This is a genomic window from Zongyangia hominis, from assembly GCF_014385095.1.
In the GTDB taxonomy this organism is placed as follows: domain Bacteria; phylum Bacillota; class Clostridia; order Oscillospirales; family Ruminococcaceae; genus Zongyangia; species Zongyangia hominis.
Window position 1 is genome coordinate 642,081 of record NZ_JACRTC010000001.1, and the last position, 20,162, is coordinate 662,242.

The 20,162-nt window shown below is 56.0% G+C and carries 21 protein-coding genes; all 21 read right to left on the bottom strand.

The window, feature by feature from the left end; translation table 11 throughout:
* Positions 1–79 precede the first annotated feature (79 nt).
* Complete coding sequence (locus tag H8709_RS02850; RefSeq protein WP_262396852.1) at positions 80–955, bottom strand: DegV family protein; 876 nt, start codon at positions 953–955, stop codon at positions 80–82.
* 115 nt (positions 956–1,070) lie between these two features.
* On the bottom strand, positions 1,071–2,675 hold the full coding sequence (locus H8709_RS02855; RefSeq protein WP_262396853.1) for a peptidoglycan D,D-transpeptidase FtsI family protein: 1,605 nt from the start codon (positions 2,673–2,675) through the stop codon (positions 1,071–1,073).
* A gap of 92 nt (positions 2,676–2,767) precedes the next feature.
* Positions 2,768–3,076, bottom strand: coding sequence for a cupin domain-containing protein (locus H8709_RS02860; protein ID WP_262396854.1), 309 nt, complete (start codon positions 3,074–3,076; stop codon positions 2,768–2,770).
* Between the two features lie 18 nt (positions 3,077–3,094).
* On the bottom strand, positions 3,095–3,562 hold the full coding sequence (locus H8709_RS02865; protein WP_262396855.1) for a pyridoxamine 5'-phosphate oxidase family protein: 468 nt from the start codon (positions 3,560–3,562) through the stop codon (positions 3,095–3,097).
* Positions 3,559–4,062, bottom strand: coding sequence for a flavodoxin family protein (locus tag H8709_RS02870; RefSeq protein ID WP_262396856.1), 504 nt, complete (start codon positions 4,060–4,062; stop codon positions 3,559–3,561). The genes H8709_RS02865 and H8709_RS02870 overlap by 4 nt, the downstream gene beginning before the upstream one ends.
* A gap of 68 nt (positions 4,063–4,130) precedes the next feature.
* Positions 4,131–5,399 (bottom strand): phosphoribosylamine--glycine ligase, encoded by a 1,269-nt coding sequence (gene purD, locus H8709_RS02875; protein WP_262396857.1) that lies wholly within the window; start codon positions 5,397–5,399, stop codon positions 4,131–4,133.
* Positions 5,400–5,412: 13 nt separating this feature from the next.
* Positions 5,413–6,960 (bottom strand): bifunctional phosphoribosylaminoimidazolecarboxamide formyltransferase/IMP cyclohydrolase, encoded by a 1,548-nt coding sequence (gene purH, locus H8709_RS02880; protein WP_262396858.1) that lies wholly within the window; start codon positions 6,958–6,960, stop codon positions 5,413–5,415.
* Complete coding sequence (purN, locus tag H8709_RS02885; protein WP_262396859.1) at positions 6,960–7,580, bottom strand: phosphoribosylglycinamide formyltransferase; 621 nt, start codon at positions 7,578–7,580, stop codon at positions 6,960–6,962. Before purN ends, purH begins: the two co-directional genes overlap by 1 nt.
* Positions 7,581–7,725: 145 nt before the next feature.
* A complete protein-coding gene (gene purM / locus H8709_RS02890) occupies positions 7,726–8,757 on the bottom strand; it encodes a phosphoribosylformylglycinamidine cyclo-ligase (RefSeq protein WP_262396860.1) in 1,032 nt (343 codons plus the stop codon).
* Between the two features lie 25 nt (positions 8,758–8,782).
* Positions 8,783–10,225, bottom strand: a complete 1,443-nt coding sequence (purF, locus tag H8709_RS02895) for an amidophosphoribosyltransferase (protein ID WP_392391649.1) — start codon at positions 10,223–10,225, stop codon at positions 8,783–8,785.
* Positions 10,226–10,240: 15 nt separating this feature from the next.
* Positions 10,241–10,951 carry a phosphoribosylaminoimidazolesuccinocarboxamide synthase gene (gene purC / locus H8709_RS02900; RefSeq protein WP_262396862.1) on the bottom strand — a complete coding sequence of 237 codons (711 nt, stop codon included), beginning with the start codon at positions 10,949–10,951 and terminating at the stop codon, positions 10,241–10,243.
* Between the two features lie 33 nt (positions 10,952–10,984).
* Positions 10,985–11,485, bottom strand: coding sequence for a 5-(carboxyamino)imidazole ribonucleotide mutase (gene purE, locus H8709_RS02905; protein ID WP_262396863.1), 501 nt, complete (start codon positions 11,483–11,485; stop codon positions 10,985–10,987).
* 72 nt (positions 11,486–11,557) lie between these two features.
* Positions 11,558–11,680 carry a hypothetical protein gene (locus H8709_RS02910; RefSeq protein WP_262396864.1) on the bottom strand — a complete coding sequence of 41 codons (123 nt, stop codon included), beginning with the start codon at positions 11,678–11,680 and terminating at the stop codon, positions 11,558–11,560.
* Between the two features lie 512 nt (positions 11,681–12,192).
* Complete coding sequence (locus tag H8709_RS02915; RefSeq protein ID WP_262396865.1) at positions 12,193–13,347, bottom strand: site-specific integrase; 1,155 nt, start codon at positions 13,345–13,347, stop codon at positions 12,193–12,195.
* A gap of 143 nt (positions 13,348–13,490) precedes the next feature.
* The gene (locus H8709_RS02920) at positions 13,491–13,685 is read right to left on the bottom strand and encodes an excisionase (protein WP_035301233.1); all 195 of its coding nucleotides are present in this window, start codon (positions 13,683–13,685) and stop codon (positions 13,491–13,493) included.
* 239 nt (positions 13,686–13,924) lie between these two features.
* Positions 13,925–15,220, bottom strand: coding sequence for a virulence-associated E family protein (locus H8709_RS02925; RefSeq protein ID WP_262396991.1), 1,296 nt, complete (start codon positions 15,218–15,220; stop codon positions 13,925–13,927).
* Positions 15,221–15,233: 13 nt separating this feature from the next.
* Positions 15,234–15,869, bottom strand: coding sequence for a CHC2 zinc finger domain-containing protein (locus tag H8709_RS02930; RefSeq protein ID WP_262396866.1), 636 nt, complete (start codon positions 15,867–15,869; stop codon positions 15,234–15,236).
* A gap of 15 nt (positions 15,870–15,884) precedes the next feature.
* Complete coding sequence (gene mobQ / locus H8709_RS02935) at positions 15,885–17,360, bottom strand: MobQ family relaxase (RefSeq protein ID WP_262396992.1); 1,476 nt, start codon at positions 17,358–17,360, stop codon at positions 15,885–15,887.
* Between the two features lie 2 nt (positions 17,361–17,362).
* A complete protein-coding gene (locus H8709_RS02940; protein ID WP_262396867.1) occupies positions 17,363–17,662 on the bottom strand; it encodes a DUF3847 domain-containing protein in 300 nt (99 codons plus the stop codon).
* A gap of 307 nt (positions 17,663–17,969) precedes the next feature.
* Positions 17,970–18,971, bottom strand: coding sequence for a 3'-5' exonuclease (locus H8709_RS02945; protein ID WP_262396868.1), 1,002 nt, complete (start codon positions 18,969–18,971; stop codon positions 17,970–17,972).
* A complete protein-coding gene (locus H8709_RS02950) occupies positions 18,968–20,152 on the bottom strand; it encodes an MBL fold metallo-hydrolase (RefSeq protein WP_262396869.1) in 1,185 nt (394 codons plus the stop codon). Before H8709_RS02950 ends, H8709_RS02945 begins: the two co-directional genes overlap by 4 nt.
* Positions 20,153–20,162 lie beyond the last annotated feature (10 nt).

Genomic DNA, 20,162 nt, shown 5'->3' on the forward strand with positions numbered 1-20,162 from the left:
TTTGCGTAAAAAATGAGGGATAGGGAAAAATGGGCGCAAAAAAGCCGCCGCAAATTGCGGCGGCAATTGCCTATACAGTTTATCTTGTCTCCCCCATAAAGAAGAGGGCCACGGTGCCCGGCCCCGAATGGGCGCCGATGATGGGACTGATGTAGCCCATGACAAAAGCTTTGATGCCGAAGCGCTTTTCCACCAAGTCCTTGACAAACAGGGCGTCTTCCTCGCAGTCCCCGTGGGAGATGAAGACCACGTCGTTTTGATATCCGCCCAGCTTTCGCTCCATATTGTCCACCAAGGCGATCAGCGACTGCTTCCGACCCCGGATTTTGCCCTCCGGTACCAGCTTGCCCGCGTCGTCCACGTGGAGAACGGGCTTGATGCCAAGCATGGTGCCCACCACCGCCGTGGTCTTGGAAATCCGGCCGCCCCGGTGGAGATAGGCTAAATCCTCTACCGTGAAGTTGTGGCACAGGTGCAGCCGGTTTTCTTCCAGCCACCGGGCCACCTCTTCCATGGACTTGCCTTCCTTTTGCAGCTCCAGCGCCTTGTGCACCAAAAGCCCCTGGCCCATGGAGGCGCACAGGGAGTCGACCACAATCACCTTGCGCTCGGGGAACTCCTCGCGCAGATCGTCCCACGCCAGACGCATGTTGTTAAACGTGCCGCTGAGCCCCGATGAAAAGGCCACATGCAAAAGATCATATCCCTCTTGAAGATAGGTTCTAAAAAAGTCGATGGCCTGGTCCGGATTGATCTGCTGGGTTTTGACGACCGAACCCCCGCGCATCTTGTCGTAAAATTCGTGGATGCCCATGTTGGGATCGTCGCTGGAATAAGCCACATCGTCGATGGTATAGGTAAAATAGGTGACTGCCAGATTGTGCTCCTTCAAATAGGAGTCCGGCAGGTCCACATTGTTGTCCGTCGTAATGCGGTACCCTTTATTTTCCGCCATGCTTCCCACCTCATTCCTCTATTGTCCTGTAGGATGGTTCAAATTATAAACGATCTCGCCTGGAATTTCAAGCGAAATCGACCATTCTTTGGAAAAGGACGATGGGAGCGCGCCGCTAACCGACGTGGTTTTTTTCCATGGAATCGGCGATCTCTTTAAAAACGGGGGCCGCGAAGTCGCCGCCCGACTCCTTTTCCTCGCAGAGCACCACGATGGCATACCGGTGCTCCCCCACATCGCAGAAACCGGAGAACCATGCGTGAATGAGCTCCTCCCCATTTTGGAACATGCCCGTCTGGGCCGAGGCCGTCTTGCCCCCCGCCACGCAGTAGTCGGGCTTCGCCTTCTTACCGCTGCCCTCGTCCACCACGTTGATCATGAAGTTCTGCACCTTACCGGCCGTCTCCGCGCTCATGATGCGGGTGGGCTCCAAGATGTCCATGGCCTCCTCCAATTCCTTGCCCTCGCTGTCGGTGACGCCCCTCACAAGACTGGGCGTCACCGCGTAACCGCCGTTGGCGATAGCGCTGATGAGTTTGGCGATCTGGATGGGCGTGGCCATCAGGGTGCCCTGGCCAAAGCCCAGGTTTGCCAGCGTCGCCTCATTTTTTATTTCGTCCGCGGTGGTCATATGGCCCGCCGCCGAGGCGTAATCGGTGTAAAAGATGTCCTCCTTGCCGAGTCCCATGGCGTCGGCCATTTTGGCGATGTCCTCATACCCCACCTGGAGGGCCAGTTGGATAAAATAGGGGTTGCAGGAAACCTCCACCGCCCGGTTCATGTCGGAATATCCGTGTCCGGCCAGGTTGTGACAGTGGAAGATTTGGCCCTGGATGTCGATGGCCCCCTTGCATTCAAAGGTGGTATCGGGAGAAATTCCCTTTTCCAGCGCCGCCGCGCACACCAAAAGCTTGAAGGTGGAGCCCACGTTATAGGGGGTCATGGTCCGGTTGATGAGGGGGCCCCGCTCGTCGCTCAGGGACGCCCCCACATTTTCCGCGTCGTAGCTCGGGACGCTGACCAGAGCCTTGATTTCCCCGGTGGCCGTGTCCATCACCACCACCGCGCCCTTTTCAATGCCCTTGCGGGCCGCGTTTTGGGCGATGCGCTGGATGTCCCGGTCGATGGTCAGCATGACGCCCTTTTTGTCGCTACCCTCCTCCACCACTTCCAGCTGGCTTCCCGAGAGCGCCCGACCCAGGGCGTCCACCTGGTAGCGCGCCGAGGTGGTCTTGGTGCTCTGGGAGAGAACGTCGTCGAAGACCTTTTCCAAGCCGTCCACCCCGTGGCCCTCGCTGTCCAGGTAACCGATGACATGGCGGCAGAAATTCTCCGAGCCATACCGGTCCGGCTGGTCAAAAATCGTGATGTCGCCGCAGTCTACATCCAGGTACCCGATATTGACGGTGAAGGGGAGATTGTCCTCCCCCTTTTCCACCACATAGCTGCGCTTTTGTCCCCGCAAAAGAGACGTCAGCGCCGTGATGGATTCCGGCGTGGGAACCACGGCGGCAATATGGTCCACCGACGTATTGACGAGGGGTCTTCCATAGGTGTCATAGATCATGCCGCGGGACTGCCCCACCTCCAGCAGATAAGAGCTTTGTTTGTCGGCCGCCATGGCCAGAGTATCCTGCGTTGTCAGCGAAAAGATGCGGAAAAAGATGAGACTAAAAAGCAAAATCAAAACGCTGAGAATGCCAACCACCCGTTTTGCCACGGGTATCACCTCCCCCATATTCTGTGGGTTAGTTTGCCCACAGGGGAAGAAAAATATTTGGTTTTTAAGACAAAGAACACTGCCTGCGGGAACTATTTGACGGAAATGCCGATCATCACCGTCTCTTCCTCGCTGTGGTTCCAGACCGCGTGGGGGACCTGTCCATCCACTAAGAAGCTCTCGTCCTTCTTCACGATGACTTCCTCGGTATCCAGCTGGATTTTCGCCTCTCCCTGGGTGACGATGAACAGGTGGCTGTGGGCATGGGTGTGTAGTTCGGTGGGGCCGCCGCCGTTTACATCGATATAGGCGATGGCGCCGTCGAGAATCTTCCCCATCTCCCCAAACAGCTTCTTGGCTTTGAAATTCACATGGTTGGGCGGTGTCATAAATTCGCTCATCTTCTATTTCCTTTCTTCCTAGCCGTTTTTCTTTGCTGTAAAGCTAAAAGCCTTCACTTCTATTACCGTCACGCCGGTCAGATTTTTTTCGGGCAGTGGTAGTTCCTCCCTTGTAAACTTTCGCATCAGGCAAAAGAGCATGGCCCTTTTCTCCGCCGGGTCCTCCACAATTCTGGCCGTCCCCTCCCCCAAAACGCTTCCAAAGGTCATGGTATAATCGCAGGCATTGGGGCCGGTGATGAGGCGATAGGGCCGGTCGATGGCAAAGGACACCTGGGGATTCTTTCTCAGGATGTCGAGTTTTCTTCCCTGCTTGGCACAATGGAAATAGAGGGTGAGTTCCCCGTCCTCCAGCGAATAGCCGAAGTTGAGCGGAACCACATAGGCCCGGCCGTCGTCCACAAGGCCCAGATGGCAGACGTCGCACTCCTCCAATATCGCCCGGATGGTCGCGGGGTCGGTCACCTCCCGCTCCCGGCGCCTCATGCTTTCTCCCCCGCTCCGAAGAGGGCGTTTGCCTTGGCGGCAATGCGCCGGCCAAAGACTTTAGCCTGGGCCTTACCCGTTTCCACCTGGTCTTTGACCACCACACAGCCCAGGTGCAGATAGGGCTGGCCCAGGGCCGAGCCGCCCGAGTAGACCAGCATCCCTTTGACCAGCATGTGACCGATGATGTTCATGATGGCGGTGTCCGCCCCGCCCTGGATATAGTCGGCGGTGGCAAAGACGGCTCCCAGCTTTCCTTCCAGCCGGTAGCGGTGGGACTCATCGAACCATTTTTTCACCTGCCAGCAGGTGTTGGCGTAATAGGTGGGGGTGCCGAAAACCACCGCCTGGCTTTGAGAGAGAAACGCGTCTTCGATGGCGTCCAGAGGGAAGGCCCGGACTTCGCATTCGGGCGCCTCCTCCAAAATCCCCTCCAAAATAGCCTGGGCGATGTCACGCGTCCGGCCGGTTTTGCTATAATAGAGTAGTGATATTTTCATAGTTGCTCCTCCTCTTAAAAAGCGGATGGGACCTTTGGGTCCCATCCGCTTTGTCTGCGCTACGGCAATTATCTCTTGACCCGGCCGATATCTTTGCGGAAGTGGGCCCCGTCAAAATGGATGCGCTCCACCGCCTGGTAGGCTTTGTCAAGGGCGTTCTCCAAGCCGTCCCCGACGGCGGTCACGCCCAGCACCCGTCCGCCGGCGGTCACGAGCCTGCCGTCCTTGCCGGCCGTTCCCGCGTGGAAGACGGTGATATCGGGGAGTTGTTCCACCGTGGCAAGCCCCGTGATCTCCTTGCCGGTCTCGTACTTTTTCGGGTAGCCGCCCGACGCCATGATGACGCAGGCCGCGGCTTTGTCCTCCCACTCCACCTGCAATTCTCCCAGGCGCTCCTCATGGATGGCGTCGAAGATCTCGTACAGGTCGGTTTTGAGCAGCGGCAGGACAACCTGGGTCTCCGGGTCGCCGAAGCGGCAGTTGTACTCAATGACATAGGGACCCTTGGGTGTGAGCATCAGCCCAAAGTAGAGGCATCCCTTAAAGGGACGGCCCTCCTTGTTCATGGCCTCCATGGTGGGCAGAAAAATCTCTTTCATGCAGCGCTCGGCCATCTCCGGGGTGTAGTAGGGGTTGGGGGCAATGGTCCCCATGCCGCCTGTGTTGGGGCCGGTGTCCCCGTCCCCGATGCGCTTATGGTCCATGGAGGAGACCATGGGCGCCATGGTCTTGGAGTCGGTGAAGGCCAGCACCGATACCTCGGGACCGGTGAGGAATTCTTCCACCACCACCTGATTGCCCGAAGCGCCGAAAATTTTGTCCTCCATGATGGACTGAATCCCGTCCTCAGCGTCGGCCAGGGTCTGTGCGATGATGACGCCCTTGCCCAGCGCCAGCCCGTCGGCCTTGATGACCACCGGGAACTCGTTTTTCTCCTTAATATAGTCAAGGGCGCTTTTTGCGTCGTGAAATACTTCATAGGCCGCTGTGGGGATGTGATACTTTTTCATCAGGTTCTTGGAGAAGACCTTGCTCCCCTCGATCATGGCCGCCTCAGAGCGGGGTCCAAAGGTCTTGATGCCGGCCGCTTCCAGCGCGTCCACCATTCCCAGCACCAGCGGATCGTCGGGGGCCACCACCACCATGTCCATGTGGTTCTCCGTGGCAAACTTTACCACCCCGTCGATGTCGGTGGCCTTGACGGGCACCGAGGTCGCGATCTGATTGATGCCCGCGTTGGAGGGGCAGCAGTAGAGCTGCGTGACCTGGGGGGATTCCTTCAGCTTGCGCGCAATGGCGTGCTCCCGGCCGCCGGAGCCTACGATCAATACTTTCATCACTTCGACCTCCTTAGTGCTTAAAGTGCCGCATGCCGGTGAAGAGCATGGCAATGCCCGCTTTGTTGCAGGCGTCAATGCTCTCCTGGTCGCGGATGGAACCGCCCGGCTGGATGATGGCGGTGATGCCCGCCTTTTCGGCCGCCTCCACGCAGTCGGAGAAGGGGAAGAAGGCGTCGGAGGCCATCACCGAGCCTTTGACCTTGTCGCTGCCGTATTTGATCGCCAGCTCCAATGCGGTGATGCGGTTGGTCTGGCCGGGGCCCACGCCCACGGTCTGGTCATTTTTAGCCAGCACAATGGCATTGGATTTGGTGTGCTTGACCACCTTCCAGGCAAAGAGCAGATCCTTCATCTCCTCGTCGGTGGGGGCGCGGTCGGTGACCACTTTGAGATCCTGGGGATTGTAGATTTTGGTGTCGATCTCCTGCACCAGCAGGCCTCCCGCCACCTTTTTCATATCTACCATGTCGGAGGTGTTGGGGTTCGCGAGCCCCGGCAGCTCCAAGAGGCGGATGTTCTTTTTCTTGGTGAGGATTTCCATTGCCTCCTTGGAGAAGGAGGGGGCGATGATGATTTCCAAGAAAATTTTGGCGAGTTCGGTGGCGGTGGCTTCGTCCACCTCCCGGTTGAGAGCCACGATGCCCCCGAAGATGGACACCGGGTCCGCCTCGTAGGCTTTCTGGTAAGCTTCCAGGATCGTCTCTCCCAGTCCGACGCCGCAGGGGTTGGCGTGCTTAACGCCCACCGCGCAGGGGATGTCGTAGCCGAACTCCTTAATGACGTCCAAAGCTCCGTTGGCATCGTTGATGTTATTGTAGGAAAGCTCCTTGCCGTGGAGCTGTTTGGCGGCAGAGAGGACGTTGTCCCGATTGCCGATCTCTTTATAGAAGGCGGCGTTCTGATGGGGGTTCTCGCCGTAACGCATCTGCTGGACCTTTTCGTAGGTCATGGTCAGGGTGTCGGGGAGGCTGTCCTTGCCCAGTTGTTTTCTCAGGTAATTGCAGATCATGGCGTCGTAGGAAGCGGTGTGCTCGAACACCTTGTAGGCCAGCTCAAACTTGGTCTCCTTGGAGACGCCGCCCGCCTTGATGCCGTCAATGACGGTCTGATAGTCGGCGGGATCCACCACCACCGCCACGTCCTGCCAGTTTTTGGCCGCCGCGCGAATCATGGTGGGGCCGCCGATGTCGATGTTCTCGATGGCTTCCTCCAGCTCCACGCCGGGCTTTAAAATGGTCGCTTTGAAGGGATAGAGGTTGATGGCCACCACGTCGATGAGGGTGACGCCCAATTCCTCCACCTGGCGCATGTGCTCGGGGTTGGAGCGCATAGCGAGGATACCCGCGTGGACCTTGGGATGCAGGGTTTTCACCCGGCCGTCCAGGCACTCGGGAAACCCGGTGATGTCGGAGACGCCGGTGACGGCGACGCCGTTTTCCCTCAGGGTGCGGGCCGTGCCGCCGGTGGATACGATCTCATAGCCGAGGGCTTCCAGCTCCTTGGCAAACTCCACGATTCCCGTCTTGTCAGAAACACTGAGAACTGCTCTTTTTTTCATCATAAACTCCCTTTCTTCCCTTGTTCCAATTCCCTTTTTTGGCAGAGCATCTGCACCGCTTTGGGCAAAAGCTCCCATTCCGCCTCTTCCATCACCCGGCGCTGCAAAATTTCGGGGGTGTCCCCCCCCCTTACCTCCACCGCCTTTTGGGCAATGATTTTGCCGCCGTCGGCCACCTCGTTGACAAAGTGGACGGTGGCCCCCGTCACCTTGACGCCGTAATCGAGCGCCGCCTCATGGACCCGCAGCCCATAATAGCCCTCGCCGCAAAAAGCGGGAATCAGGGCCGGGTGGATGTTGATGATCCGATCCTTATAGGCGTCGGTCACCTCTTTGGAGAGGATGGACAAAAAGCCGGCCAGCACCACCAGATCGATCTGGTGGGCGTTTAGGACCTGGATGATTCTTCTGCCGTAGCTAATGGAGTCCGGGTAGTCCTTCCGGGCCACAACCGCCGTCTCGATACCGGCGCGGCCCGCCCGCTCCAGCGCATAGGCCTTCGGGCTACTGGAAACGACCAGCACCACCCGGCCGTCGGTGATGACGCCGGAGGACTGGGCATCCAGAATCGCCTGCAAATTGGTCCCGCCGCCCGAGACCAAAACCGCTACCTTCTGCATGGTATTCCTCCTGAATTGATGGTGGCAAAGCGTTGGAAACATCCGCCGCTTTCCCCCTACCCCGCATAATCCCTCGCGGGAAAAAGCAACAAGCGCATGACCGCCACATGGGGCATACGCCTGTTAAGCTCAGTAAAAAGCTGGTTTATTTGATCTCGATTCCCTCGCCCGGGCGCACTTCACCGATGACATAGGCGTTTTCCCCGTAAGAGCGCAGGATTTCCACCGCCTTGTCCGCTTGGGACCCCGGTACGATGACGCACATACCCACGCCCATGTTGAAGGTGTTGTACATGTCCCGCAGCGGAATCTGTCCCACCGCCTGAATCATCTTAAAGATGGGCAGCACTTGCAGGCTGGCTTCCTCGATGGAGGCCATCAGGCCCGCTTTGAGGCTGCGGGGAATATTTTCATAGAATCCGCCGCCGGTGATGTGGGCGATGGCCCGCACCGGCACCGACTCCAAGAGCCCTAGAATGGGTTTGACATAGATTTTAGTGGGAGTCAAGAGGGCCTCGCCCACCGTCATGCCCAGCTCGTCGCTATACATGCTCAGATCCCGTTTCTCCACGTCGAAGACCTTGCGCACCAAGGAAAAGCCGTTGGAGTGCACGCCGCTGGAACCCAGGGCGATGATGGCGTCCCCCGCCTCCATGGTGTTCTGATCCAGAATCTTTTCCTTATCCACAACGCCCACCGAGAAGCCGGCCAGGTCGTACTCGTCCTCGGGGTAGAAGCCCGGCATCTCCGCCGTCTCGCCGCCGATGAGGGCGCATCCCGCCTGGACGCAGCCCTCCGCCACGCCGGACACGATCTGGGCCACCCGCTCGGGGACATTCTTGCCCACCGCCACATAGTCTAGGAAAATCTGGGGTTTGGCGCCGGAGCAGATGATGTCGTTGACGCACATGGCCACGCAGTCGATGCCCACGGTATCGTGTTTATCTAAGAGGAAGGCGATTTTCAGCTTGGTGCCCACGCCGTCGGTCCCGGCCACCAGCACCGGGTGTCGAATTTCCTCCAAATCCAGCGCAAACAGGCCGCCGAACCCACCCAGGCCCGACAGAACGCCGGGCAGCATGGTGCGGGCGACATGCTCTTTCATCAGTTCTACCGCTTTATACCCGGCCGTCACGTCGACGCCGGCCGCTTTATAGCTGTCGCTAAAACTATTCATGGTTCGATTAACTCCCCTGCTCGTTCTATTTCTGTTTTTTGCTGATCTTTTGCTCAAATTTGTCCTTGGGCATCTCTCCCGGCACGTCGATGGGGTAATTGCCGGTAAAGCAGCCTACGCAGAACTCGCTACCTGGGATGCCCGCAATCTTCTGCACGTCCTCGACGCTTAAAAAGCCCAGGCTGTCCACGCCGATGTGGCGGGCCATCTCTTCCTCGCTCATCCGGCAGGCCAAGAGCTTGTCCCGGCTGTCCACATCCACGCCGAAGTAGCAGGGGTTGCGGAAGGGCGGCGAGGAAATCCGCATGTGGACTTCCGTCGCGCCCGCCTCCTTGAGCAGATCAACAATGCGGGCGCTGGTGGTGCCGCGGACGATGGAGTCGTCGATGAGGACCACCCGCTTGCCCCGCACCGTGGCTTCCAGGGCGTTGAGCTTGATGCGCACCGCGTTTTCCCGCTGCACCTGGGTGGGCTGGATGAAGGTCCGGCCCACATAGCGGTTCTTGATAAAGCCCACGCCGTAGGGGATGCCGGACTGTTTGGCAAAGCCCAGCGCCGCGTCGAGGCCTGAGTCGGGGACGCCGATGACCACGTCCGCCTGCACCGGATGCTGCAACGCCAGATAGGCGCCCGCCCGCTGTCTGGCTTCGTGGACGCTGCTGCCCTCGATGACTGAGTCGGGTCGGGCGATGTAGACGTATTCAAAGACGCACATATTGCATTTGTGTCCGCAGTGGGTCTTGATGCTGCGCTCCTCTTCCTTATCCACTACCACAATTTCGCCGGGCTCGATGTCACGGACAAATTTGGCGCCTAAGCTGTCCAGCGCGCAGCTCTCGGAGGCAAAGATGGTGGAATTGTCCAAGGTGCCCATGCACAGCGGCCGGAAGCCGTTGGGGTCTCGGGCCGCGATGAGCTTGGTCGGGGACATGATGACCAGGCTGTAAGCGCCCCGCAGATGCTTCATGGCCCGCTCGACGGCCTCTTCGATGGAGCCGCACTGGAGCCGCTCCTTGGTGATCATATAGGCGATGACCTCGCTGTCATTGGTGCTGTGGAAGATGGCGCCTCCCATCTCCAGCTCCTCCCGCAGCTCCCTGGCGTTGACTAAGGCGCCATTGTGGGCCAGTACCATGGGGCCTTTGATGTGGCGGATATAGAGGGGCTGGGCGTTGGAGCGGCTGGCGTTGCCCATGGTGGAGTAGCGCACATGACCCACGGCCATCTGGCCCTTGCCCAGCTTTGCCAGCACGTCCTTATTGAAGACGTCGGGGACCAGTCCCACGTCCTTGTGGGCGGTGATGACACCGTCGTCGTTGACCGCGATGCCGCAGCTCTCCTGGCCGCGGTGCTGCAAAGCGTAGAGTGCGATGTAGGATAAGAAAGCCACGTCGTGGTCGTCCCGGTCAAAGACGCCAAAGACGCCGCATTCATCGTTGAGCTTGTTTAGCACAGAGGTTCCTCCCATGTTTATCAAATCGGATTATTCGCCCAGCAGGCGCTTCATGATCTCCTGATAGGCGTCTTCCACATTGCCCATATCCCGGCGGAAGCGGTCCTTGTCCAGCTTTTCGTGGGTGACGGTGTCCCAAAAGCGGCAGGTGTCGGGGGAAATTTCGTCGGCCAGCACGATGGTGCCGTCGGCAGTTTTGCCGTATTCCAGCTTGAAGTCGATGAGTTCGATGTTGAGGTCTTTGAGGTAGTCGGTGAGGAGGTCGTTGATCTTAAAGGAGTAGTCGGCGATGAGGCTCAGTTCCTCCGGCGTAGCCAACTCCATGGCGAAGACATGGTAGTCGTTAATCATCGGGTCACCCAGCGCGTCGTCCTTATAGCTGTATTCCAGCACGGTTTTCGCTAGCTTGGTACCCTCGGGGATGCCCAGGCGCTTGGAAAGGCTGCCCGCGGCGATGTTGCGCACGATGACTTCGATGGGGACGATGGTCACTTTTTTGACAATGGTCTCCCGGTCGGAGATCTCCTCCACGAAGTGGGTGGGGATGCCCTTGGTCTCCAGCATCTTCATCAGATGGTTGGTGACGCGGTTATTGATGATCCCCTTGTCCTGAATGGTGCCCTTTTTGAGCCCGTTAAAAGCGGTGGCATCGTCCTTATAGTCGACGATGACCAGATTGGGGTCGTCGGTGGCGTATACCTTTTTTGCCTTGCCCTCATAGAGCTGTTCCATCTTTTTCATTTGATTGCCTCCCGTTTATCATAAATTAATTTTTTACAGATCATACAGCTGAGATTGGAGCTTGTCGTCCTTGGCGACTACCTTTTGCACCATGTCCTGTTTCATGTCGAGGAGTTTTTCCGCGATGGACTCGTCGGTGACACCCAGAATTTGCAGCGCCAGGATGGCCGCGTTCTCCGCGCCGTCAATGGCGACGGTGGCCACTGGAATGCCGGAGGGCATCTGGACGGTAGCCAGCAGGGCGTCCAGCCCATCCAAAGTGGACGACTTGATGGGGATACCGATGACCGGCAGGGTGGTGTGGGCCGCCAGGACGCCGGCCAGGTGGGCCGCCTTCCCCGCCGCCGCGATGATGACGCCAAAGCCGTTGTCGCGGGCTCTCGACGCGAAGGCGCAGGCAAGCTCCGGAGTGCGGTGGGCGCTCATGACATGGACTTCCACCTCCACGCCGAAACTTTTGAGTTTGGTGACACACGCTTTTAAAACCGGGAAGTCGCTGTCGCTCCCCATGATCAGTGCTACTTTCTTTGCCATTGTTTCATACTCCTTCTCTTTTTAGTAAAACGGAAAAGGGCTACATGCAAAATCTTGCACGTAGCCCTCATTTTATTGCAGTTTTCCGCCATTCGGCACACAAAGGCTGTTCGGAAGCAGGGAAATGCCCGCTAACTGGCGCACCCCACCCAAACCAAATACAGTTTCTACATTGAATTTTGCTTTCAGTACCATCACAATACCTCGCTCACATTCAATATATATCTAATCATATACGATTGACCCGGGAAATGCAATTGTCAAAAATGAATGGGATTTCTTCCCCGGCGGCAGAGGCAATCGGGCAATTTTTACATATTCCTTACAATCCCGTCCCATTTGTCCGCATTTTTACAGGAATCGCGGGTACCGCCGCCTCTTATCCCCTGACTTTTCCTGCTTTCTTTTGCAGGAAAAAGCCGTTTTCCCTGCACAAATGAAAAAAAGAGCGGCTGTCCGCAGACAGCCGCTCTTTTGAAAAGACGTACAAGGAATTAATACATGCCGCCCTTCAAAACCGCAACTTTTTGAAGCAAAACGCATATAACGCAAAACGTAGATTCTCGTAGAGTTATCAAGGCTTTGAGCTGCTTTTTTCAGTTTTCTTGATTTTGATGAAATTCACACATTTCTACGTAAATCTACGCCACTTGACAGGAAATTGGCGTAAGTTGTGGCGTAAGCCAGCCAACTTCGTACAATGAAAATTACAGGCTGCTGGCGATCTGTTCAAAGGCTCTCTCGACGGAATCAAAGCTGCTGTGCGTGTAGACGTCCAGCGTCACGCTGGCGTTGGAATGTCCCATCAGATATTGCAGGCTTTTCACATCAAGTCCTGCCTGCTGAACGTTGGTGCAGAAGGTATGCCGTAGCACATGGGGCGTGATCCGAGGGACAGGCTTGCCGTATGCCTTTTCAAATCGCGCTTGCAGACCCCGCATATAGTTCTCCAAGTGCATCGCGACCTTCGGCATCCCGGACTTGTCCAGAAAGAGGAAGCCGCTGTGACCGTCCACCAGCAATTCCACCTTCGGGGCAGTTCTGGCTTTCACCACCCGCATCAGCGCCATGTAAACCGCGTCCGTCATAGGAACGTTTCGGATGCCGCTTTTGGTTTTGGGCGGTGTGACGAAATAGGGCTTTTCTGCCGTCCGGCATAGTTGCCGCCGCACATGGATACAGCGTCGGTCGAAGTCAATATCTGCCCGTGTCAGACCGTACAGCTCACTCACACGCAAGCCGGTTCCCAGCAGGATTACAATGTCATCATAGTAATTTCCGCCGCAGTCCTGCACGAATTGAAGATACTTCTCCTGCTGCTCCTTGGTCAGCGCGTCGCGTACATAGGCGTCTTTTGGCACCACGTCAGACAGCTTGAACTTGAACGGATTCTTGCGAATGATGTCATCATCCACTGCCATTTCAAACGCCGGTCTGACAACGCTTTGCAGGACACCGATGGTGTTTTGCTTGATGCCGCTGTCGTGCAGGAACACAAACCAGCCTTTTGCGTCGGACAGCTTTACGGTTTTGATCGGCTTCTGCCCAAAGGGGTCGGCATGAATCCGCTTGACCGCAGAACCATACGACCGCAGGGAGTTTTGCTTCAAGCCCCGTTTCAGGTTCATGTAGCGGTCAACCAGCTCTGCCACGGTCATGTCACCCGCTGCATAGTCGATGCCGTCTGCCATGTCGCGCCGCAGCTCGTCCTCTTTCTTCCGCAGCTCTGTCAGGGATTTGGCGTAAATACAACGCCGTTTCTTGTGTATATCGGTATAACGATAGTCATAGGTGCCGTTTGCTCTCTGGCTCTCGCCATCCTTCAAAACACGCCCCTTGCTATCTTTGCGCTTTTCAGACAATTCAGAAACTCCTTTCCGTGAAAAGCGCGATTATAGGGATTGATACAAGTATATCATACCGAATATGCGATTTCCACTGATCTTGAACGGAAACAGACAACTTTTTCAAAGTATCGCTGTGTCATGATTTTCACATCACTTTTTCAAATAGAATACGCCTGCTCGATGAACTGATCGAACAGGCGGCGTTTAATCAGGCGCTTGTTTCCCACCCAGAGGACGAATTTGCATCGGTCTTCGTTGGTGATTTCGCGCAGCTTGTTGATACCAATGCCGGAGTAAGCCGCAGCTTCCTCCAAGCTCAGATTGCTCTTTTCCCAAATCGGGATTTCCTTCATAGGCAGTTTACCCTCCTTATAAAAATAGCCAGGCAGGGCGAGGCGGCAACGAAGTCCGGCAACGGACTTCCAAAAACCTCGAAACATACCCGGTCTGACGGTTGATTTACGATTTTCTTTTTCTTCTATTTTTCTGTTGTTTTGGTTGTCAAAGGTAGAAAAACCTGACAGGACAAGGATTTCTCCGGCAACCAGCCCGGCAACGGGACAGCAACAGGCTTTGCAACAAACCGTGCCTTTCAGAACGGCATCTCGATCTGCTCTGTAATCTCTACAAAGCCGTCCGGGATTTTTGCGGCTGAGTTGCCGCTGCCGGTTGCAGCTCTTTCGCGCTCCCAGCCCTTTTGCCTGCCGTACCCGGCAAAGCTGCGGGGATTGGAGAAATACGTCCAGCCGGTCACGCACTGGTTCATAATCTCGTTGATCTCGCGGATCTCCCATTGCTTCGGCTCGTCAAAAGCATGGTTCAGCGCCTCCTTGTAAAGCTGCTTGGAACAGACGGTATCGCCCGTGTAGCTGTCCAGAAACGCCTGAATCATGCCCGCTCTCGTGTCCTCCGGCATGAAGTCCTTCTGATGCTCTTTGAGATAGCGTACCATTTCCGGGCTGAATGTCAGCTTCCAGCCACCTGCCCGGTAGATGGTCATTGCCTCTGCCCACACCTGCTGTAAGTAGGCTCTGGATGCGGCTTCATCCTCCAGAATGTGAACCTCTGCCTGCTCCGGACAAACCAGCACCGGCAAAAAGCGCCGGTTGCCGGAGCGGTCGAGGGGCAGGAAGTCCATTGCGTTGGACGTGCCGCCGAATACGCATTGCCGCAATCGGTCTGCCGGGTGGGTTTCATACGGGATTTTGTAGACCTCCTTCTGGCGACTCAGAAACGACTTGATTTCCTCAATGCTCTTGGCATTGGCGGTGGCGATCATTTCAGACATTTCGATGATCCAGTGACCTTGCAGCTTGCGGTACACGTTTTCATCGTCCAGCTTCCGCAGATCATCAGAAAACCACTCGTCCTTGCCTGCCAGTAGGCGAAAGAAGGTGGACTTTCCCGCGCCCTGACCGCCCACCAGACAGAGCATGACCTCAAATTTACAGCCCGGACGGAATGCCCGATGAATCGCACCCAGCAGGAACAGCCGCAGCGCCTGAAAAGTGTATTCGTCTGCTTCCGCGCCGAGAAAGTGGTGCAGACAGTAGCGGATACGTTCTGTTCCGTCCCATGCAAGACTGTTCAGATAGTCCCGGACCGGGTGATAGCTGTTCTGGTGGGCGGCAAGATCGGCGGCATCTATGATTTTCTTCTCACTTGTCAGGTCGTAATTCTCTTCCAGATACAGCCGGATGTATTTCATATCCGTGTCGGTCATGGAGGTGCCGGGGCTTCGGTCGTAGCCGATGGGCTTCACAATGTCGGTGCGGTCGGTCAGCAGATTGTAGGCAATCGCGCCGGAGAGCAGCGGATCGTGCTGAAATACCGTCAGGCAATTCTTGATACTGTTGCGGACACCGCCTTTTTCCGTGGTGTCCAGCATGGCTTTTACTTCTTCAATGCTCATCGGCGGCGCTATACTGCCCGCCTGAATTTTGAGCTGCTGCCTCATCTGCGGCGGCAAGCTCTGCCATTCGCTGCTCAATTTTTCTCACTTCCTCTCCATATTCGATCACAACGGACGCCCGCGCCTGCATATCCCCGCACAACAGTTCGTCCAGCAGATATTCAACCAGCGGGAGCTTCTGCAAGGCTTCTCCAAAGCGCGGATGATAACCGTCCTCCGGCGTTTGCGGGGCATAATCCTCCTTCCAGCGGCATAACAGCCGGTAATAGTCCAACAGCACACGGAAGCAGTATCGTTCCATGTGCTTATAATTTTGTTCGTCAGTATTTTGTTGTCGCGGCTTGCTCATTTTGCCCGTGCCATCCTCATACGGAATAGCAAAATCCTGTGCCAGCAAAGTTGCCGCCTCCTTGCTGCCGATCCCGCGAAGCCGGGAAACGAAGTCGATCACGTCCCCGGTGGCACCGCAGCCGAAGCAGTAATACCGGCGATCCAGCTTCATGCTGGGTGTGCTGTCATCGTGGAACGGGCAGCGGCACATTCCGTTTCGTTCCACCCGGATGCCGTATCGCTCCGCAGCCTGCCGGGTGGTCACGGACTGCTTGACGGCTTCAAAGATACTCAATAGGCAACGCCCTCCTTAGTGTTCGATTTCCTGCTTTTTCTGCCGCAGCTCGGTGTTCTGGCGTTCCTGTTCATGCTGCACCTCGTAGATGTTGTAGTGAATCGCCCAGAGCTTTTTCGCGTCGGCATGGAGCGGCGAAAGCTCCGTCTGAATGTCCCTGTATTCCTGCTCCAACTGCTCGCGCTCCCTGCGCCATGCTGTGATGGGCAGTTTGCCGTCCTTAAAATACGGCTTTAATTTGCGCTCTGCCATGTAGAACGTCCGCAACTCGTTATCGTGTTCGGATTTGTATTTCTGCCTGGATTTCTCAAATCGGATGGATTTCAGCTTGTCCGCAGCGGGCTTGCCAGACTTGTAGTAGTCCACCATGCGCAGCAGCCCGTCCAGTTCCTTAATACGGGATTGCTTTGCCGATGCCGACTTTTTCAGCGCGTCGATCTTATCCTGCATGGCGTGAAGTGCGTTATCCAGATCGTCCACAGTGTAAAGGTTTTTGGATTGCAGAAAGCTGAACGCCTCGGCGTAACGCTGCAAATTGGCGTTCTTTGCTTTGTTGCTGTATGCACCCCTGTTGCGGTTGCTGCAATGCAGCGCCAACAGATCGTTGAGCGTAGGCGGCTGGGGCTTGGCAAGCTCGGCTTTTACATCCCTCAGCCAGCCGATCAGCGCGGCGATTTTCTCTTTGGCTTCCCGTAACAGCGCGTTGGTTTTCCGAATAAAGCGGTTGAGATTGCCCTTGTCGGTGCGGATACCCTTTGCCTCCATTGCCCGGACGGTGGGACCTTCGTGCTGGGTGGGGATCTGCTCCACACCCTGACAGGCAAAGCTGCGGTGGTCGATGCGGCAGTCCAAATTCTTCTCTGCAAACATGGCATTGCACAGTTCAGCCCACGACTGCCGCCACGCTTCCAGCGTTTCGGGCTTTCCCCAATCTGTCGTGGGAACGGCGTTGAACACATAATTGCCTGCCTCGTCCAGAACGCGCTCCCCATGCTCGTCCAGCACATATTCCCGCCGCTGTTTGTTTCCCCATCTGCCATCCGGCTCGATGGGGCGAATCGGACACATGACGTGAAAATGCGGATTGGAAATGCCGCCGTCTCCTTTGTCGGGCGAGTGAACAGCGAAGTCCACCACCATGCCCCGGCTCACAAAATTATCCGATAAAAATTGCCTTGCAAGGGCGATGTTCTCCTGCATGGAAAACTCGTTCTGCAAGGCAATGTCAAAGCTGTACGCAAGCTGTGCTTTCTTCCCGCGCTCGGCTTTCTCCACGGCGTTCCAGAGCGTTTCGCGGTCTGCGTACTCTGGCGGGGCGTGTGACGGCAGCAGGATTTCAGAACAGATCACTCCGCCTTTGCGGGTGTAGTCACTGATCTCGCCGTAGTATTCGCTGTGCAGCTTTTCCCCGGCACGGTAGGCGGCAGCAGCCACGGCAGATTGCCCCGCGCTGCGCTTGATCTGAGTTACATGAAAATGGAACAGTGCGATGCTCAATCACCTCCTGCATGGTTGCTGATAACTTCCGTGAGCAGCCTTTGCGTGTCCGGCAGAGCAAAGAGCTGTTCGGCAAAAGCGTAAAACGCGGTTTCACTCAAATCCTTCGTCTGCGGTGCAACGCTCTCAATGGCAGCGCCGCGAGTGATAAGCCGGTGTGCTCGCTTGCGCCGATCTCCCTTTTCGTAGTAGGCGGCGCGGTTCTCAAGGCGTTGGATTTTATGCTGCTCCTGCACAAGCTGCCGCTCGAATGTTTCCTGTTTGGCTTGCAGTTCTTTAATTTCTTTTTCGGGCATGATTTTGACCTCCTGACTGATAAATGGATAGAAAAAGACCGCCTACGTTTTCGGTAGACGGTCTAACTCACGGTACGGTTTTTTCAGACTTTGCAGCGGGAACGGTCTGTGCCAGCAGACCGTTTTCGCTGCAAAGTGCGCTGGGATAGCTGCTATGGCAGCGCAAGGGAGGCAATCCCTTGCTCGGAACGGAGTGACGCAAAACAGCCCGGACATTCGGAGTGTCCGGGCTGTTTGCCTCGCAGAGCGCACATACAGGGCTTTCCCCTGTATAGAAGTGCGCCCTTGTTACCAAGGGATTTTTTCATCACTCACAGAGTTCTGCCGCATATAGTTTCGCAAATTCTTCTGGGCAGCGGACATCGCAGCGAGTTTGCAGCGCCTCAAAGGTGCAGGCGGTCAGAGCGAACAGCTTCTGAAGTTCCTCATCCAATGGCTGTTTTCTCAAAGTTTTAAAGCCAACCAATGCTGGAATGTTCCACGCCTTTCGCTGCATCAGATAGCCAAATGGGATATTTGCCAGCTTGTCGATTGCGACATACGGGCGGTCAAAGGTTTTCCCGCAGCGAAGGTACTCGGCATTCAGAAAGACAGCTGCAAAATCCTCGTTGGTAAACAGGAACGGCGTATCCTTGCAAGGAAGACTGTCCAGTTCTTCCAATGCTTCTTCCATCGAAACGCCGCCCGCCAGCATATCGTCTGTGATACCGGTAATTTCAGAAATTTGTGCTGGCAGCAGTTTATCTTGACGAATATAAATCGTCGGTCGCTCCCAGTTGATTTCGTAATTTGCCATGCGCGCAATGCGAATGGCGATGATGCGGTCTTTCCATCTGTCCAGCCCTGTCGTTTCAATGTCGATCAAATACCACGCATCGTTAAACATATTGCTGCGCATGGCTTCCCGGTTCTGCCAGCAGGGAAGTGTCGATTCCCGGAGCAGCTTTACCGCAAGATTTCGATTCCGGTCGAAACGCTCGTGCAGATCAACCGAAAGGATTGAATACTCCGGCATGAAAACCTCGTGGCGTTGTTCCTTGGTCATGGTGTCTGAGAACAAAATAATCGGCACAGGCGCATTGTTCCACCGCTGATAGTCCTGCCCGCGCAGAAAATCATCCAGCAAATCTACGGAGAGCCGCTTCGGATTCAGGATGATGCAGCGCGCCTGATCGATTACACGCACGACGGCGGCATGATCCAGTGCTTCCGATGAAACAGGGATGATCCGGAATGTAATTGGTAGAAGAACGCCCAGTGTTTGCAGCTCCGTCCGTGTCAAGCCGACGCAAAAAATATCATTCGTCATAGCAGTAGTTCCTCCCTGTCTTTCAGTAGAATCACCCTACGATTCTGGCAGAGTGTCTGCATTTTCTGCGGTGCGTCGGTGTGCATGGGGATGACGATTTCCGGGTCTGCCTTTTCAATCACATGGCGCAGATCATCCGGCGATGCGTGACCACTGGTGTGAAGCTCTACCCATGTTCCGGTCAGTGACAGAAACTCCGGGATGGTGCTGTCCGGTTTTGTTCGGTAGCCGTCCCACATGGAATAGAGCAGAATGCTTTGCTGCGGGTCAAATTGTCGGATAATGCGTTCAAACTGCCGATTGACACGGACAAACATCAACCCGCCGCGCTCTTGAAAGCCCTGAAGAATACTGGAACCGGGAGTATTCAGCTTTGGCATCTCATAAAATGTCGATAGACTGCTCCAACGCTCGGAAACCACCTTGACCAGCGTTTTTTGATACTCGTCACAAATGCAGTATTTTCCACGCGGCACTGCCCGCGCCAGCGCAAAAATCCGGTCAAGGTTCGTCGTTGCACACAGCACGAATACATATTTGTACTGCTGCAAATAGTTCCTTACCCGCGCTTGCAGTTCCCATTCTGTGACGGTTTTGCCGTCCGTGCGGGATACCGTCGTCCCCTCAGTGATGATGGCATCGACCTTTCCAATCCGACGGTCCAGAATTTTGTCCATTGTCTTGCCCCGCACCCCGTGCAGCCGGAAGTCTCCAGTATACAGCACGCGCTTGCCGTCGGCTTCGATGAGGAACAGATAACTGTCCGCAGCGGAGTGGTCAATACAAAAGGGTGTGATTTGGATGTCGCCAATGAGAAACGGTTCGCCAGGAGAGAAGGTTTGAATGGTCTGCATCCGAGCGGAGAGTGCGTCATCTTTATGCCCGCCATGTTCTGCTGACTGGAGCATAATGTCCTTCGCCAGTGCCCCGGCATAGAGCGGAATCTCCGGGCGGATACGCAGCATCTGACCGGTGTGGTCGCCATGATAGTGGGTAAACAGCACCGCGTCACAGTGCCCGTTGGCATCAGTCACACCCGAAATATTCAGCGGAGCGGAGACAAAGTTGGAGTCAAGGGATAGCTCATCACCCATGTCGATGAGGATTCGTGTCGTTGCCGTGGAGATTTCTGCGGCAATGCCGCCGATCTGATGCGTCCCACGATGAATGCAGAGTTTCAATCCCATTCCT

Bases quoted from the DNA above. Each gene is read 5' to 3' on its own strand.
- H8709_RS02850 (WP_262396852.1), bottom strand. From the start codon at position 955: ATGGCGGAAAATAAAGGGTACCGCATTACGACGGACAACAATGTGGAC.
- H8709_RS02860 (WP_262396854.1), bottom strand. From the start codon at position 3,076: ATGAGCGAATTTATGACACCGCCCAACCATGTGAATTTCAAAGCCAAG.
- H8709_RS02865 (WP_262396855.1), bottom strand. From the start codon at position 3,562: ATGAGGCGCCGGGAGCGGGAGGTGACCGACCCCGCGACCATCCGGGCG.
- H8709_RS02870 (WP_262396856.1), bottom strand. From the start codon at position 4,062: ATGAAAATATCACTACTCTATTATAGCAAAACCGGCCGGACGCGTGAC.
- purD (WP_262396857.1), bottom strand. From the start codon at position 5,399: ATGAAAGTATTGATCGTAGGCTCCGGCGGCCGGGAGCACGCCATTGCG.
- purH (WP_262396858.1), bottom strand. From the start codon at position 6,960: ATGAAAAAAAGAGCAGTTCTCAGTGTTTCTGACAAGACGGGAATCGTG.
- purN (WP_262396859.1), bottom strand. From the start codon at position 7,580: ATGCAGAAGGTAGCGGTTTTGGTCTCGGGCGGCGGGACCAATTTGCAG.
- purM (WP_262396860.1), bottom strand. From the start codon at position 8,757: ATGAATAGTTTTAGCGACAGCTATAAAGCGGCCGGCGTCGACGTGACG.
- purF (WP_392391649.1), bottom strand. From the start codon at position 10,225: ATGGGAGGAACCTCTGTGCTAAACAAGCTCAACGATGAATGCGGCGTC.
- purC (WP_262396862.1), bottom strand. From the start codon at position 10,951: ATGAAAAAGATGGAACAGCTCTATGAGGGCAAGGCAAAAAAGGTATAC.
- purE (WP_262396863.1), bottom strand. From the start codon at position 11,485: ATGGCAAAGAAAGTAGCACTGATCATGGGGAGCGACAGCGACTTCCCG.
- H8709_RS02910 (WP_262396864.1), bottom strand. From the start codon at position 11,680: ATGGTACTGAAAGCAAAATTCAATGTAGAAACTGTATTTGGTTTGGGT.
- H8709_RS02920 (WP_035301233.1), bottom strand. From the start codon at position 13,685: ATGAAGGAAATCCCGATTTGGGAAAAGAGCAATCTGAGCTTGGAGGAA.
- H8709_RS02925 (WP_262396991.1), bottom strand. From the start codon at position 15,220: ATGCTGGACACCACGGAAAAAGGCGGTGTCCGCAACAGTATCAAGAAT.
- H8709_RS02940 (WP_262396867.1), bottom strand. From the start codon at position 17,662: ATGCCCGAAAAAGAAATTAAAGAACTGCAAGCCAAACAGGAAACATTC.
- H8709_RS02945 (WP_262396868.1), bottom strand. From the start codon at position 18,971: ATGACGAATGATATTTTTTGCGTCGGCTTGACACGGACGGAGCTGCAA.